Source organism: Streptomyces sp. NPDC057002, from assembly GCF_042673825.1.
GTDB lineage: Bacteria > Actinomycetota > Actinomycetes > Streptomycetales > Streptomycetaceae > Streptomyces.
Window position 1 is genome coordinate 360,624 of record NZ_JBHURZ010000003.1, and the last position, 15,048, is coordinate 375,671.

Annotated in this window: 16 protein-coding genes; 10 read left to right on the forward strand and 6 right to left on the reverse strand. The window is 72.7% G+C overall.

Going from position 1 to position 15,048, the window contains the following annotated elements; all coding sequences use genetic code 11:
- Positions 1-8 precede the first annotated feature (8 nt).
- From ACFT32_RS16155 to ACFT32_RS16170, 4 genes are all read right to left on the reverse strand, one after another.
- Positions 9-323 (reverse strand): hypothetical protein, encoded by a 315-nt coding sequence (locus ACFT32_RS16155; RefSeq protein ID WP_382489410.1) that lies wholly within the window; start codon positions 321-323, stop codon positions 9-11.
- 87 nt (positions 324-410) lie between these two features.
- Positions 411-1,901 carry a DEAD/DEAH box helicase gene (locus ACFT32_RS16160; RefSeq protein WP_382489411.1) on the reverse strand — a complete coding sequence of 497 codons (1,491 nt, stop codon included), beginning with the start codon at positions 1,899-1,901 and terminating at the stop codon, positions 411-413.
- A 201-nt stretch (positions 1,902-2,102) separates the two neighbouring features.
- On the reverse strand, positions 2,103-2,306 hold the full coding sequence (locus tag ACFT32_RS16165) for a cold-shock protein (protein WP_189725621.1): 204 nt from the start codon (positions 2,304-2,306) through the stop codon (positions 2,103-2,105).
- A gap of 403 nt (positions 2,307-2,709) precedes the next feature.
- Positions 2,710-3,264, reverse strand: coding sequence for a hypothetical protein (locus tag ACFT32_RS16170; RefSeq protein ID WP_382489414.1), 555 nt, complete (start codon positions 3,262-3,264; stop codon positions 2,710-2,712).
- A gap of 263 nt (positions 3,265-3,527) precedes the next feature.
- On the opposite strand from ACFT32_RS16170, the gene tsaB reads away from it, so the two are divergent.
- From tsaB to ACFT32_RS16190, 4 genes are read left to right on the forward strand one after another with little or no spacing between them, the layout of a single operon-like run.
- On the forward strand, positions 3,528-4,181 hold the full coding sequence (tsaB, locus tag ACFT32_RS16175) for a tRNA (adenosine(37)-N6)-threonylcarbamoyltransferase complex dimerization subunit type 1 TsaB (protein ID WP_382489416.1): 654 nt from the start codon (positions 3,528-3,530) through the stop codon (positions 4,179-4,181).
- An 11-nt stretch (positions 4,182-4,192) separates the two neighbouring features.
- A complete protein-coding gene (gene rimI, locus ACFT32_RS16180) occupies positions 4,193-4,684 on the forward strand; it encodes a ribosomal protein S18-alanine N-acetyltransferase (RefSeq protein WP_382490702.1) in 492 nt (163 codons plus the stop codon).
- Positions 4,677-5,810, forward strand: coding sequence for a tRNA (adenosine(37)-N6)-threonylcarbamoyltransferase complex transferase subunit TsaD (tsaD, locus tag ACFT32_RS16185; protein WP_382489418.1), 1,134 nt, complete (start codon positions 4,677-4,679; stop codon positions 5,808-5,810). The genes rimI and tsaD overlap by 8 nt, the downstream gene beginning before the upstream one ends.
- Complete coding sequence (locus tag ACFT32_RS16190; protein ID WP_382489420.1) at positions 5,807-6,064, forward strand: hypothetical protein; 258 nt, start codon at positions 5,807-5,809, stop codon at positions 6,062-6,064. Before tsaD ends, ACFT32_RS16190 begins: the two co-directional genes overlap by 4 nt.
- A gap of 9 nt (positions 6,065-6,073) precedes the next feature.
- On the opposite strand, the gene ACFT32_RS16195 is transcribed toward ACFT32_RS16190, so the two are convergent.
- The gene (locus ACFT32_RS16195; RefSeq protein WP_382489422.1) at positions 6,074-8,395 is read right to left on the reverse strand and encodes a glycoside hydrolase family 3 N-terminal domain-containing protein; all 2,322 of its coding nucleotides are present in this window, start codon (positions 8,393-8,395) and stop codon (positions 6,074-6,076) included.
- Positions 8,396-8,557: 162 nt separating this feature from the next.
- On the opposite strand from ACFT32_RS16195, the gene ACFT32_RS16200 reads away from it, so the two are divergent.
- The 5 genes from ACFT32_RS16200 (at position 8,558) to ACFT32_RS16220 (ending at position 12,812) form a co-directional block, all read left to right on the forward strand.
- The gene (locus ACFT32_RS16200; protein WP_382489424.1) at positions 8,558-9,625 is read left to right on the forward strand and encodes a LacI family DNA-binding transcriptional regulator; all 1,068 of its coding nucleotides are present in this window, start codon (positions 8,558-8,560) and stop codon (positions 9,623-9,625) included.
- Between the two features lie 11 nt (positions 9,626-9,636).
- The gene (locus tag ACFT32_RS16205) at positions 9,637-9,855 is read left to right on the forward strand and encodes a cellulose binding domain-containing protein (protein WP_382489426.1); all 219 of its coding nucleotides are present in this window, start codon (positions 9,637-9,639) and stop codon (positions 9,853-9,855) included.
- A gap of 94 nt (positions 9,856-9,949) precedes the next feature.
- Positions 9,950-10,993, forward strand: a complete 1,044-nt coding sequence (locus tag ACFT32_RS16210; RefSeq protein WP_382489428.1) for an LCP family protein — start codon at positions 9,950-9,952, stop codon at positions 10,991-10,993.
- 137 nt (positions 10,994-11,130) lie between these two features.
- Positions 11,131-11,487 (forward strand): YciI family protein, encoded by a 357-nt coding sequence (locus ACFT32_RS16215; protein WP_382489430.1) that lies wholly within the window; start codon positions 11,131-11,133, stop codon positions 11,485-11,487.
- A 47-nt stretch (positions 11,488-11,534) separates the two neighbouring features.
- Positions 11,535-12,812, forward strand: a complete 1,278-nt coding sequence (locus tag ACFT32_RS16220) for an RNA polymerase sigma factor (protein ID WP_382489432.1) — start codon at positions 11,535-11,537, stop codon at positions 12,810-12,812.
- Positions 12,813-12,815: 3 nt separating this feature from the next.
- Here the strand turns inward: ACFT32_RS16220 and ACFT32_RS16225 are convergent, their stop codons facing one another.
- A complete protein-coding gene (locus ACFT32_RS16225) occupies positions 12,816-13,979 on the reverse strand; it encodes a methyltransferase domain-containing protein (protein WP_382489433.1) in 1,164 nt (387 codons plus the stop codon).
- Positions 13,980-14,145: 166 nt separating this feature from the next.
- On the opposite strand from ACFT32_RS16225, the gene ACFT32_RS16230 reads away from it, so the two are divergent.
- Positions 14,146-15,033 carry a polysaccharide deacetylase family protein gene (locus ACFT32_RS16230; protein WP_382489435.1) on the forward strand — a complete coding sequence of 296 codons (888 nt, stop codon included), beginning with the start codon at positions 14,146-14,148 and terminating at the stop codon, positions 15,031-15,033.
- Positions 15,034-15,048: the final 15 nt, after the last annotated feature.

Genomic DNA, 15,048 nt, shown 5'->3' on the forward strand with positions numbered 1-15,048 from the left:
AAGGCGGATCAGTGGGAGAGGGTGAGGACGCCCGGGGCCCGGCCGTGCACCCCGACGGCGACGGGCCGAGGGACGGGCGAGACGAAGGAGCCGTCGAGGACGTCCCGTAGACGGATCCGGTCCGTGAACGTGGCACTGTCGCGGTGAACGGCGAGTTCGGCCCGGGTGACCGAGCCCGTGCACTGGTCGTCCCCGTCGCACAGGAGGAGGTACTCGACCCGGGCACTGGCCATGACGGACAGCGCGACCTCCACCGTCATGTCGTCCCGGACCCGGGGGCCGGACGCGGCCATGTCGTCGGCCATGTCGTCGGCCAGGGCCATGGGAGAGCGATCCGCCTCGTGTCGCCGTGTCTGAACCGGTGTCAAAGCTGCCTCCTCGGAGATGGGTGAGCTCTTGATCGACGCGCTCTAGGCCGTCGGGTCGAAGGCGGGCCGCTGTGGCCTGCGCCGCCCCGCTCGCCCGGTGGTGCGCCCCTGGGCGGGACCGTCGTGGCGGCCTCGGGACGAGGGAGCCGCAAGAGAAGCGGCGCGGCGGGGGCGGGGCACGGCCGGCGGGCTGATGACGACGGGGACACCGGAAGGGGCCTGGGCGCCTGTGATGCGGCTCAGTTCCGCTTCACCCGAACGTACCGCGGTGATCCGGGGGGTGATGGCGGCCGAAGCCATCAGCCGGCTCATGCCGCGGCGCTGGCCGGGGGTCACGAGGGTGACGACGCTGCCGGACTCGCCGGCGCGGGCGGTCCGGCCGCCGCGGTGCAGGTAGTCCTTGTGGTCGCCCGGCGGATCCACGTTGACGACCAGGTCGAGGTGATCGACGTGGATACCGCGGGCCGCGACGTTGGTCGCCACCAGCACCGTCACATGTCCGGTCTTGAACTGGGCGAGGGTCCGGGTGCGCTGGGGCTGGGACTTGCCACCGTGCAGCGCCGCGGCGCGGACGCCGCTGTCGAGCAGGTGCTGGGTCAGCCGGTCCACGGCGTGCTTGGTGTCCAGGAACATGATCACCCGGCCGTCTCGCGCCGCGATCTCGGTGGTCGTCCTGAACTTGTCCGCTTCGTGTACGTGGAGCACGTGGTGGTCCATCGTGGTGACAGCCCCCGCCGAAGGGTCGACGGAGTGGACCACCGGGTCCGTCAGGTAGCGGCGGACCAGCAGATCGACGTTGCGGTCCAGGGTGGCCGAGAAGAGCATCCGCTGCCCTTCGGGACGCACCTGGTCGAGCAGGGCGGTGACCTGGGGCATGAAGCCCATGTCGGCCATCTGGTCGGCCTCGTCGAGGACGGTGATGCCGATGTCGTCCAGTCGGCAGTCGCCACGATCGATGAGGTCCTTGAGCCGCCCCGGCGTCGCGACGACGATCTCCGCCCCGGCCCGCAGCGCACCGGCCTGCCGGCCGACGGACATCCCGCCGACCACGGTCGCCAGTCGCAGCCGCACGGAACGGGCGTACGGGGTGAGCGCGTCGGTCACCTGCTGGGCCAGTTCGCGGGTGGGGACGAGGACCAGGGCGAGCGGCTGCCGTGGCGCCGCGCGGCGGCCCGCTGTGCGGGCCAGCACCGCGAGGCCGAAGGCGAGGGTCTTGCCCGAACCGGTACGGCCGCGGCCGAGCACGTCGCGTCCGGCCAGGGAGTTCGGCAGGGTCGCCCCCTGGATGGGGAACGGTACGGTCACGCCTTCGTGGCCGAGCGCGGCCAGCAACGGCGCCGGCAGGGCGAGGTCGGCGAACGACTCGACGGCGGGCAGCGCGGGCGTGATCGTCTTCGGCAGGGCGAACTCGCCCTGGCGTGCGGCCGGACGCTTGAAGCCGTTGGAACGCCGCGGCGCTCCCGAGCGCTGGGCGGCAGCACCCCGGGAGCGGTCGTAGGCGCGGGTCGTGCGGTCAGTGCGTGCGCGGTTCAAGCGGAACCTTCCTCGATGTGGGCACTTAGGCGCGTAGCAAGGAATTTCCGCAGCAAAATGCACGGCGCAGAGAATCGCGAGAACGAGCCGGAGATGATGGGCGGCGAGTCGGATCGACGGTACACGCCCTGAAATGCAGCGAGCTGGGGCCCGCACCCCAAGGTGCGGGCCCCAGCTGCGAAGTATGCGTTGCCGCCGGGGTCAGGCGGGAACGATGTTCTCGGCCGTCGGGCCCTTCTGGCCCTGCGCGATGTCGAACGACACCTTCTGGCCTTCCTGGAGCTCGCGGAAGCCCTGGGTGGCGATGTTCGAGTAGTGGGCGAAGACGTCGGCGCCGCCGCCGTCCTGCTCGATGAAGCCGAAGCCCTTTTCCGCGTTGAACCACTTCACGGTGCCTGTAGCCATGTCATTTCTCCTTCGGAGACGATGTTCGGAATTCGCCCTGTGCGGATTCCGCGTCGCCGTGCTGATTAACCGTCGGAAAAATGAACCTTCTGGCAACCACACCTGCAACTGAGATCGACATTAGCACGGTGCGATGGGCGCTGTGCGGTCGAAAATTCCGATCCGGTCTGCGGTCGAGGAATACTCGCAGGGGACCGCAGCTATTTCTTACTTCACGGATACAGATATTGATTCCGTGCGGGTGAAGTGTTCCTGCCGATCACTGCCGGCCACAGCGCCATGACCTCCGTCGATGAGCCATGCGCCGCTCCCGTCGTCATGGCCGAAGGGGGTGACGGCGAGCGCGCCGAGACCACGCTGTCGCGAGGAAGGTCACATGGCGCTGTCCTGTGCGGTCACAGCACTAGCGGACCACGACGACCTTGCGGCCGATCGTCGCGAACGTCCACATCGCGTCGCCGTTCACGCGCGACTCGCGGATGCCGCCCGTGCGGACCTTGGGGTCGGGGGTGGCGGTCGAGCCGGGCACGGCCGCGCTGAAGCCGATGACCACGCCGTCCACGCTGGTGAAGCGCACGACGTGCTCGACGGGGATGCCGTCGGAGCCGGTGATCGCGTTCGAGCGGGATGTCACCGCATAGCTGCCCGGGGCCGGATCCACCGCGCTCGGGTCGACCCCGAACGTGCGTGTGACCACCTCGTCCGTGCCGACCAGCCAGACCCGGTCGCCGCCCAGGGAGTACACGACCCGGGCGCCCTGGCCGGAGCCGGCGGGCAGTGCGGAGGGGTCCTTCTTCGTCCTGGGTGCTTTCGAGGCGCCGGCCTTCGGTGAGGCGCCCGCCTGGGGCCTGCCGAGACCGGCCGGGGCGGTCGCCGACGCCTGGTAGGCCAGGTAGCCGACCGTCGCGAGCGCCGCGGCGGTGAGCCCGGCCACGATTCCCGAGCTGCTGACTGCCACCGGCGGCCACCTCCGCGTCGTACGTCCCTGCCGTGACGGTAGGTGACGGTAGCAGCAGGTGACGGCCCGGCAGGTGCGGCTCCACCGGGCCGGGAGCCCGTGTCGAACGCCTTGCGTGCCCCGCGATGCCAGGCACGCGCATCTCCCCGAGCATCGGGCTCCGCCGCAGCTGGGGGCACCCCCTCCGTGCCGCCGCGGGGCCCGCTCGACGGGCGGGTGGCAAGGCGTCCGACACCGGCCCCGCGGAGCCGTAGGCTGTTTGCGTGCTCTTGCTCGCTCTGGATACCGCCACACCCGCCGTCACCGTCGCGCTGCACGACGGCCGCGACGTCATCGCCTCGTCGAGCCAGGTGGACGCGCGGCGGCACGGGGAACTGTTGCTGCCGGCGATCGACCGGGTGCTCGCCGAGGCCGGTCTGAAGCTGGACGCCGTCACCGGGATCGTCGCCGGCATCGGTCCGGGCCCGTACACCGGGCTGCGGGTCGGGCTGATGACCGCCGAGACCTTCGGGCTGGCGCTCGGCGTCCCCGTGCACGGTCTGTGCACGCTGGACGGCCTCGCTTTCGCCGCCGACCTCGGGGGCCCGTTCGTCGTGGCCACCGACGCCCGCCGCAAGGAGGTGTACTGGGCGCGCTACGCCGACTCCCGCACCCGCCTCACCGACCCGGCCGTCGACCGGCCCGCCGACATCGCCGAGCAGGTCAAGGGCCTGCCCGCGGTCGGCGCCGGCGCGCTGCTCTACCCGGACACCTTCCCCAAGGCGCACGAGCCGGAGCACGTGTCCGCCGCAGCACTCGCCCGGCTGGCAGCCGAGAAGCTGGCGGCGGGCGAGGAGTTCCCCGCGCCCCGGCCGCTGTATCTGCGCCGCCCGGATGCCCAGGTCCCCAAGAACTACAAGGTGGTCACCCCCAAGTGACCGAACCCGTGATGTGTGCGATGCGCGAGATGCGCTGGTGGGACATCGACCCCGTGCTGGAACTGGAACGGGACCTGTTTCCCGAGGACGCCTGGTCGCGTGGCATGTTCTGGTCCGAACTGGCCCACTCGCGCGGGCCGGAGGCGACCCGGCGGTACGTGGTCGCCGAGGCCGGCGGGCGGATCACCGGGTATGCCGGACTCGTCGCCGCCGGTGAGCAGGGCGATGTCCAGACCATCGCCGTCGCCCGGGACCTGTGGGGCACCGGCCTGGGCGGGCTGCTGCTGGCCGAGCTGCTGCGCGCGGCGACGGCCTTCGAGTGCGCCGAGGTGATGCTGGAGTGCCGCGTCGACAACGTCCGCGCGCAGAAGCTCTACGAGCGCTTCGGCTTCGAGGCCATCGGGTTCCGGCGCGGCTACTACCAGCCCGGGAACGTGGACGCCCTGGTGATGCGACTCACCGACCCTTCAACTTCCGTACAAGGGACCGAGATCAATGGCTGACGAACCGCTCGTCCTGGGCATCGAGACCTCCTGCGACGAGACCGGCGTCGGCATCGTCCGCGGCACCACCCTGCTGGCCGACGCCATCGCCTCCAGCGTCGACGAGCACGCCCGCTTCGGCGGAGTGGTCCCTGAGGTCGCGAGCCGCGCCCATCTGGAGGCGATGGTCCCCACCATCGACCGCGCGCTGAAGGAGGCGGGGGTCAGCGCCCGCGACCTCGACGGCATCGCCGTCACGGCCGGCCCCGGTCTCGCCGGTGCCCTGCTGGTCGGCGTCTCGGCGGCGAAGGCGTACGCGTACGCGCTCGGCAAGCCCCTGTACGGCGTCAACCACCTCGCCTCGCACATCTGCGTGGACCAGCTGGAGCACGGCCCGCTGCCCGAGCCGACCATGGCGCTGCTGGTCTCCGGCGGCCACTCCTCGCTGCTGCTGTCCTCGGACATCACCTCCGACGTCCGCCCGATGGGCGCGACCATCGACGACGCGGCCGGCGAGGCCTTCGACAAGATCGCGCGCGTGCTGAACCTGGGCTTCCCGGGCGGCCCGGTCATCGACCGGTACGCGCGGGAGGGCGACCCGAACGCCATCGCGTTCCCGCGCGGCCTGACCGGCCCGCGCGACCCGGCCTACGACTTCTCCTTCTCGGGGCTGAAGACGGCCGTGGCCCGCTGGATCGAGGCCAAACGGGCGGTGGGGGAGGAGGTCCCGGTACGGGACGTGTCGGCCTCCTTCCAGGAGGCGGTCGTGGACGTGCTGACCCGCAAGGCCGTCCGGGCCTGCAAGGACGAGGGCGTCGACCATCTGATGATCGGCGGCGGTGTGGCCGCCAACTCCCGGCTGCGCGCCCTGGCCCAGGAGCGCTGCGAGGCGGCCGGGATCCGGCTGCGGGTGCCGCGGCCCAAGCTGTGCACGGACAACGGGGCGATGGTCGCCGCGCTCGGCGCCGAGATGGTGGCCCGGAACCGGGCCGCGTCGAGCTGGGACCTGCCGGCCGACTCCTCGCTGCCGGTGACGGAGCCTCATGTGCCGGGCAACCACGAGGGCAGCCGGCACGACCGCCACCACGACCGCCACCACGGCCACGACCATGTGCACGAGGTCAGCAAGGAGAACCTCTACCCGTGACGGTCGCCCTGATGTGGGAGGCGCGGGCCGTGGCCGGGCGCGGCGAGGACCTGCTGGCCTGGGCGCGCGCCCAGCAGCTGTCCCGCGAGCCGCTGCGCCGGGAGACCCTGCGCGCTCCCCAGGACCGGGTCCTCGTTCTCACCTGGTGGGACGCCCCGTACGACGCGGATCTGCCCGAACTTCCGGAGCCGGACGGGGAGTTGGTGACCCGGGCGGTGCACCGGTGGCGGTTCGAGTCGCTGGGCGTGGACTGACCGGGCCGGTCACTCCACGCCGCCGATCTCCGTGTCGCAGCGCAGCCGCCGGTCGGTGCCGAGTACCCGGACCGGGCCCGTGAGGGCGATGCGCGCGGTGTGCCGTACGTCCGCGCTCGATGCCGCCAGCCGCAGTTCCAGGGCGCCCGGCTCGACCACCCGGCGGCCCGCCCGGTCGGTGAAGGACGACAGGTCCGCGTGGAAGCGGAACGTCACCCGGGCCGCCTCGCCCGGAGCCGCCGTCACCCGCTGGTAGCCGATCAGCCGCATGTCGGGGCGGGTCACGGACGCCACCGGGTCGTGCAGATACAGCTGCACCACCTCCGCGCCCTCGCGCTCGCCCGTGTTGCGGACGGTCACCGACACGTCGTACGAGCCGTCCGTGCCGATCTCGGCCGGCTCCTCCCCGCCCGTCCCGTCCTCCCAGGCGAACGTCGTGTACGAGCGGCCGTGGCCGAAGGCGTACAGCGGGGTCGGGTCGAGGTTGCTGACCTCGCCCGCGAGGCCGAGGGGCGGCTGGAGATACGTCCAGGGCTGGCCGCCGGGTGCCTGCGGGACGCTGACGGGGAGCCGGCCCGACGGGTTCACGCGGCCCGACAGCACGCCCGCGACCGCCGGGCCGCCCTCCTCCCCCGGGAAGAAGGCCTGGACGACGGCTCCCAGACGTCCGTGCCAGCGGCCGAGGGCGTACGGCCGGCCGGTCAGCAGCACCAGGACCACGGGCACCCCGGTGGCGATCAGCGCGTCCAGCAACTCGCCCTGGGCGCCCGGCAGGCCGAGGTCCGCCGCGTCGCAGCCCTCGCCCGAGGTGCCCCGGCCGAACAGGCCCGCCCGGTCGCCGAGGACCGCCACGCACACGTCCGCCTCGGCGGTGCGGGCGACGGCCTCCTCGAAGCCCGAGGTGTCCGGGCCGGTCACCTCGCACCCTTGCGCGAACGTCACCTTGGCGTCGGGGAGTTCGGTGCGCAGGGCGTCGAGGACGGTCGGGATCTCGATGCCGGTCGGCACCTCGGGGTGGTGGGTGAGGACGTGGGACGGGAAGGAGTAGCAGCCCAGCATGGCCAGGGCGTCGGCGGCCCGGGGACCGACCACGGCGATCCGGGTGTCGGGGGCCAGCGGGAGCAGTCCGTCGGGGTTGTCGAGCAGGACCACCGACTCCTCGGCCAGGCGGCGGGCCAGGATCCGGTTGCCCGTGGAGTCCAGGTTCACCTCGGTGGCCGGCTCGGGGGTCCAGTCCTCGTCCAGCAGGCCCAGTTCGCACTTCTGGAGCAGGACGCGGCGGGCCGCGCGGTCCACGAGTTCCTCGGGCACCCGGCCCGACCGGACGGCGGCCGGCAGCGGGTCGCCGTAGCACTTGAGGGTGGGCAGTTCGACGTCGATGCCGGCCTCGAGGGCCGCGTGGGCCGCCTCGGCCGGGGTGCCGGCGACGCGGTGCAGGGTCTGCAGGAATCCGATGCCGAAGTAGTCGGCGACGACCGTCCCGGTGAAGCCCCACTCCTCGCGCAGGAGCCGGGTCAGCAGGTCGGGGTCCGCCGAGGCCGGGACGCCGTCCCGCTCGGTGTACGCGGCCATCACCGAGCGCGCGCCGCCCTCGCGCAGCGCCATCTCGAAGGGCGGGAGCGTGACGTCCGCGAACTCGCGGACACCGGCCCGTACCGGTGCCAGATTGCGGGCGCCCGCCGAGGAGGCGTACCCGGCGAAGTGCTTGAGCGTGGCGACGACCCCGGCCGACTCCAGGCCCCGCACATAGGCCGAGCCGACCGTGCCGACCAGGTACGGGTCCTCGCCGATGGTCTCCTCCACCCGGCCCCAGCGCGGATCGCGTACGACGTCCAGCACGGGCGCGAGGCCCTGGTGGACGCCGGCCGAGCGCAGGTCCTCGCCGATCCGGCGGGCCATCTCCTCGACCACCGGGGGATCCCAGGTCGCGCCCCAGGCCAGCGGGACCGGGTAGGCCGTGGCCTGCCAGGCGGTGAAGCCGGCCAGGCACTCCTCGTGCGCGATCGCCGGGATGCCGAAGCGGCCGGCCTCGGTGATACGGCGCTGGGCGCGGGCCAGGGCGCGCACGCCGAGCGCCGGATACACGGGGGCGGTGCCGAAGGAGCGCGTGAGCTGGCCCAGGCCCCGCGTGATCAGCTCGTCCCACGCCTCGTCGGAGTAGTCGACGGTCATGTCGTGCTGATGCGGAGCGACTCCGTCGCCGTCCGTCGAGGCGCCCACCCACACGCCGTACAGCTGGGCGGTCTTCTCCTCCAGGGTCATCCGGGAGAGCAGGTCGTCGACGCGGGCGGCGGCGGGCAGCGCGGGGTCACGCCAGGGCGCGGTGGTCATGAAGCTCCTGTCGGGTGGACGGACGGCCCTCTCACGAACGGTGCTGACGAGCGTTCTCACGAACGAATTCACGAATGTTTCGCTACGCATTCCGAATGTTCCGGGAACCTATGGCGCCGCGAGGACTTCGTCAAGGGGGCCCGCAGGGTTACGATCGCCGCCATGACTTCCCCGGAGCCCGTTGAAAGCCGGACGCAAACCCGGACGCAGGGGCGCACCGCGCAGACCGCGACGCTCGCCGAGATCGCCCGCGAGGCCGGTGTGTCGGCGCCGACTGTTTCGAAGGTCCTGAACGGCCGGGCCGATGTCGCCCCGGCCACCCGGGCCCGCGTCGAGGACCTGCTGCGCGCCCACGGCTACCGGCGCCGCCGGGCCGAGGCGACCCGCTCGCCCCTGATCGACCTGGTCTTCCACGAGCTGGAGAGCGCCTGGGCGATGGAGGTCATCCGGGGTGTGGAGAACGTGGCCCGGGACGCCGGGCTGAGCGTGGTGCTGTCGGAGAGCGCCGGGCGGCTCACCCCCGGGCGGACCTGGGCCGACCAGGTCGCCGCGCGCCGCCCGCACGGCGTCGTCCTGGTGCTGTCCGGGCTCGACGCGTCGCAGCGGGCGCTGCTGACCAGCCGCTCCATCCCGTTCGTGGTGATGGACCCGGCCGGCGACCCGGGTGCCGACGTGCCGTCGATCGGCGCGACCAACTGGCAGGGCGGTCTCGCGGCCACCCGGCACCTGGTCGAGCTGGGGCACCGCAGGATCGGCGCGATCACCGGGCCCTCGCAGATGATGTGCAGCCGGGCCCGGGTCGACGGCTACCGGGCCGCCCTGGAGACGGCCGGGCTGCCGGTGGACCCCGGGCTGATCGCGGACGGCGACTTCCATCACGAGGCCGGCTACCGGCGGGGCCTGGAGCTGCTGCGCCGTCCGGACCGGCCGACCGCCGTCTTCGCCGGGAACGACCTGCAGGCGCTCGGGCTGTACGAGGCCGCGCGCGAACTGGGGCTGCGCATCCCCGAGGACCTCAGCGTGGTCGGGTTCGACGACCTGCCGGTGGCGCCCCTGGTCGGGCCGCCGCTGACGACCGTACGGCAGCCGCTGACGGAGATGGCCGAGGCGGCGGCCAAGCTGGTCCTGGACCTCGGCCGCGAGGAGGGCAGCCCGGCGGCGACCCGGGTCGAGCTGGCGACGAGCCTGGTGGTGCGCAGCAGCACGACGGCGCCCCTGGCCGGAAGTTGACGTATTGACGGGTGGGGCGGGCGTCTCCACGCTCCTCCGAAGCCAATCGGTTACACCGACGAAACTTTCGGATGCGGCGCTGGCACAAGGCGGTGATGAACGCCTGTGTGACGGTCAGTTGTGTGAACGCCTCGTACAACGGGTCGGTGCCGGAGGGCGGTTCGGGGACGTTCGGGTCCAACGGCTCGTGGAGCGGGAGCAATCCGGTGCCGGTGGTGGCACCGGGGTGAGAAGGGGGCCGTCCGGCCCGCGAAGTCTGAGAATTTCCGAAGAAAAGGCGCGTCGAGGTCCCTGCCCGTAATAATTCGGACTTATGTTCCTGCCGTGACGGGACATGAGGCGAACGGGGACGAGAGCAGAGGCACGGGCCGGCGGTCGATCGCGCTGCGGACCGCCGGCCTGACCCTGACGGCCCTGCTGATGCTGGCCGCCGCGGCGGCGGGCTGGGCCTACTGGCATCTCGACAGCAACATCAAGAGCGTCGACATCGACAACGCGCTGGGCGACAACCGCCCGCCGAGGCCGGTGAGCGCGCCGTCGCCCTCGGCGTCCGCCCTGCCCAGCGGCGCGCTCAACATCCTGGTCCTGGGCTCCGACTCGCGCAGCGGCGAGCAGAACCAGAGGATCGGGGGCGGCGACAGCACGGGCGCCCGCTCCGACACGGCGATGGTCGTCCACCTCGACGCCGGGCGGACCAGCGCGACGGTGGTGAGCATCCCGCGCGACACCCTGGTCACCCGCCCGTCCTGCCCCCGCTCCTCCGGCGGTCCGACGGCGGTGGCCTACCACTCCATGTTCAACAGCGCGTACGCGGTGGGCGGTCCGGTCTGTGCCGTGAAGACGGTCGAGTCGCTCACCGGAGTCCGCATGGACCACTACATCGAGGTCGACTTCTCCGGCTTCGAGAAGCTGGTGGACGCGCTCGGCGGTGTCACCGTCACCACCGAGGAGGACATCGCCGACGACCACAGCCATCTGCGCCTGAAGGCGGGCACCCACCATCTGGACGGCGCCCGGGCCCTCGCGCTCGCCCGCACCCGGCACGGCATCGGCGACGGCAGCGACCTCGGCCGTATCGGCCTCCAGCACACGCTGGTGAAGGCGCTGCTGGAACAGATCGCCGCACAGAACCTGCTCACCGACCCGGCGAAGCTGTACCGGGTCGCGGACGCGGTGACCGCCGGCCTCACCACCGACACCGGCCTGGACTCCCTGACCGATCTGACCCGGCTCGGACAGAGCCTGCGGGGCCTGTCGGCGAGCGAGGTGCGGACGGTGACGATGCCGGTGGTGCGGGCGCCGTCGGACCCCAACCGGGTGGTCGCCGAGGAGCCCGAGGCGGAGAAGCTGTGGGAGTCGCTGCGGTGACCTGCGGGAACGCGGGCCGGGGAAGAACCCGGGAAAAATCTCGAGGAAATACGGCGACCGTCGATCCCGGGGCCTCCCGATCGACGCAGGGGTGAGAGCGGGAAGAGATCCCGCTCCGGAGACCCCGAGGAGTCACCATGCCGCGCTTTCTCACCCTGATCCGCATCGACGAGAAGAACGCCCCCGCCGAGGGCCCGAGCCCCGAGCTCATGGAGCGGATGGGCGCGCTCCTGGAGGAGATCACCAAGGCCGGGGTCATGCTCGACACGGCCGGGCTCACCCCGACCTCGGACGGCAGTCGGGTGACCTGGGAGGGCGGGCAGCTCTCCGTCACCGACGGGCCGTTCACCGAGTCCAAGGAGGTCATCGGCGGCTACTCGATCAGCCAGTGCAAGGACAAGGCCGAGGCGATCGAGTGGACCAAGCGGTTCCTGTCCACGCACGAGGACTACTGGACGATCACCGCCGAGGTCCGGCAGATCACCGAGGACTGACCGGCGCTGCTTGGCCGGGTGCCGCCGAGGGTGTCTGATGGTGGGCTGTGACAGCGCAGCCCACCCCGGACCCGAGCGGCACCGGCACGGCCATCGAAACGGTCTTCCGCATCGAGTCGCCCCGCATCATCGCCGGCGTCACCCGGATCGTCCGGGACGTCGGCATCGCCGAGGAACTCGCGCAGGACGCCCTGGTCGCCGCGCTGGAGCAGTGGCCGCGGGACGGCGTGCCCGACAACCCGGGCGCGTGGCTCATGGCCACCGCCCGCAACCGCGCCGTCGACCTGGTCCGCCGCCGGGAGAACTACGCCCGCAAGCTGGCCGAGATCGGCCGCGACCTGTCGGCCGTGTCTCCACCGGAGGAGCCCGCGGTCCTCCATGACCCCGACGACATCGACGACGACCTGCTGCGCCTGGTCTTCACCGCCTGCCACCCGGTGCTGTCCACGGAGGCCCGCACCGCCCTCACCCTGCGCCTCCTCGGCGGCCTCACCACGGCCGAGATCGCCCGCGCCGTCCTGGTCCCGGAACCGACCGTCGCGCAACGCATCGTCCGCGCCAAACGCACCCTGGCCACGCGGAACATCGCCTTCGAGGTGCCCTACGGCCCCGACCGCGAGGCCCGCCTCGGCTCCGTCCTCGACGTCATCTACCTCATCTTCAACGAGGGCTACGCCGCCACGGCCGGCGACGACTGGCTCCGCCCGTCCCTGTGCGAGGACGCCCTGCGCCTGGCCCGGGTGCTCTCGTCCCTCATGCCGAAGGAACCCGAGGTCCACGGCCTGACCGCGCTCCTGGAGTTCCAGGCGTCCCGCACGGCGGCCCGGACCGGCCCCTCCGGCGAACCGGTCCTCCTCAAGGAACAGAACCGGGCCCGGTGGAACCGCATGCTCATCGCCCGCGGCGTCGCCGCGCTGGGCAGGGCCGAGGCCGCCTCCTCGGGCGCCCCGGGCCCGTACCTCCTGCAAGGCGCCATCGCCGCCTGCCACGCGCACGCCCACACCTACGAGGAGACCGACTGGGCCCGCATCGCCGTCCTGTACGGCCTCCTGGCCGCCCGCTCCCCCTCCCCGGTCGTGGAACTGAACCGCGCGGTGGCCGTCTCCATGGCCGAGGGCCCGTCCGAGGCCCTGCCCATCGTCGACGCCCTGACCGGCGACCCCGCCCTGCGCGACTACCACCTGCTCCCCAGCGTCCGGGCCGACCTGCTCTCCCGCCTGGGCCGCACGGCGGAGGCCCGGGCCGAGTTCGAACGGGCGGCGGCCCTGACCCGGAACGCGCGCGAGCGGGAGCTGTTGCTGCGGCGGGCCGCGGAGGAGACCTGAGCGTCAGACCGGGTGCCCGATGAGCATCGCCGGTGCCCCCGCCACCCGGGTCAGGAACACCGTGGCCGCGTGCGGGCCCTGGGGCTTGACCTTCTTGCGGAGTTCCTCGGGCTCGACCGCCGAGCCCCGCTTCTTGACGGTGAGGGTGCCGACCTGGCGTTCCCTCAGCAGGGCCTTCAGCTTCTTGACGTTGAAGGGGAGATGGTCGGTGATCTCGTAGGCGGTGGCGTACGGCGTCGGGCGCAGGGTGTCGGCCGTGACGTACGCGATGGTCGCGTCGAGCAGGCCGCCGTCCACCTGGTCGGCCACCTCGGAGACCAGGTGGGCCCGGATCACGGCGCCGTCGGGCTCGTACAGGTAGCGGCCGGGCGGGCGGACCTCCGGGTCGGGCAGGCCGCGCGCGAGCAGGGTGCGGGGGCCCGGCAGCAGGGTGGCCCGGACCGCCCCCGGCTCGGTGCCGAACCACAGCACCGCCTCCTTCACGTCCCCGCCGTCGGAGATCCACTCGGCCTCGGCGTCCTCGGGCACCGCCTCGTGCGGGATGCCGGGGGCGATCTTCAGCGCGGCGGCGCGAGGGGCCCGGCGGGCGGCCGACACCGCCCAGGACAGGGGCGGTGAGTAGGCCTCGGGGTCGAAGATCCGGCCCCGGCCGCCGCGCCGGGCCGGGTCGACGAAGACGGCGTCGTACCCGGCCGTGTCCACCTCCGTGACATCGGCCTCCCGCACCTCGATCAGGGGGGCGAGACCCAGTTCATCGGCGTTCGCCCGAGCCGCCGCGGCCGTCATCGGGTCCCGGTCCACGGCCAGCACCCGGATCCCGGCGCGGGCCAGCGCGATCGCGTCCCCGCCGATGCCGGAGCACAGGTCGGCGACGGAGGTGATCCCCAGGTCCTTCATCCGCCGGGCGCGATACGCCGCCACACTCGCCCGGGTCGACTGCTCCACCCCGTTCGGCGTGAAGAACATCCGCCCCGCGTCCTCGGCCCCGAACTTCACCGCCGCCCGCTGCCGCAGCCGCGCCTGGCCCAGCGCCGCCGACACCAGCTCGGCGGGGTGCTCCCGGCGCAGCCGCGTCGCCACGGCCAGCTCCCGCGCCGGGTCGGTGTCGCGGACCTCGTCGAGGAGGGCGCGGCCTTCGGGGGTGAGGAGAGGGGCGAGGTCGTTCACCGGATCATTGTCGGCCACGGGGCGGCGGGGGCGGCGGGCCGGGGCGGATGTGGGCCAGTCGGAGGACGGTGGGCCGTCGGCCGCGGTGTCGGGGAGGGTACGCACCGGCCGGCTGCGAGGATCCGGCATCATGCGAGCAGTCGTACAAAATGACAAAAGGCGGGCAATGGGCGGCGTCCGCATCGGCCTTGTCGTGCTCGCCCTCGCTGCCATCGCCTCGGGCTGCGCGCAGGCGGACGGCGGCCAGGTCGCCCCGGCCGGCGGCCAGCAGCCCCTCGACGCGCCCCCGGCCCGCGCACTCGACACCTACGCCACCAAGCTGCGCGCCGCGCACGCCGCCCGCATCGCCGCGGCACACCGCTGGGGGCTGAGAAGGGTCCCGCCGGCCGCCCCGCCGGCCCCCGAGAAGAAGCCCAGGATCAGGACCCGCAAGGGCTTCGAGGTGGACGGCCACCGGGAGCTGGGCCTCCCGCCCGTCTTCACCACCATCCCCACCCGGGACAAGGTCGTCTTCCTCACCATCGACGACGGCGCCGAGAAGGACCCGGAGTTCCTGCGGATGATGAGCGACCTGGACGTCCCGTACACCGCCTTCCTCAGCGGCTACCTGGTGAAGGACGACGACCGCTACTTCCGGCAGATGCAGGCCAGGGGCGTGGTCCTGAACAACCACACCCTCTGGCACCGCTACATGCCGGGCCTGTCGTACCGCGCGCAGAGGCGCGAGATCTGCGGCATGCAGCGCTTCATCGAGAGGCGCCACGGAACCCGCCCCACCCTCTTCCGCCCGCCCTTCGGCAGCTACGACAGGGCGACCCTGCGCGCCGCCGAGGTCTGCGGCATCGAGTACGTCCCCCTCTGGAACGCGGAGGTCTTCGCCGACCACTGGGAGTACCGCGAGGCGGACCGGAGGCTGCGCCCGGGCGACATCGTCCTCACCCACTTCCGCGGCCGCGAGCAGTGGAAGGGAACGATGCCCGACATGATCCGCCGCTTCCTGAACAAGGTCACGGCAGAGGGATACGCGGTGGCGCGGCTGGAGGACTACCTGTGAGGCGGCTGCCGGCCG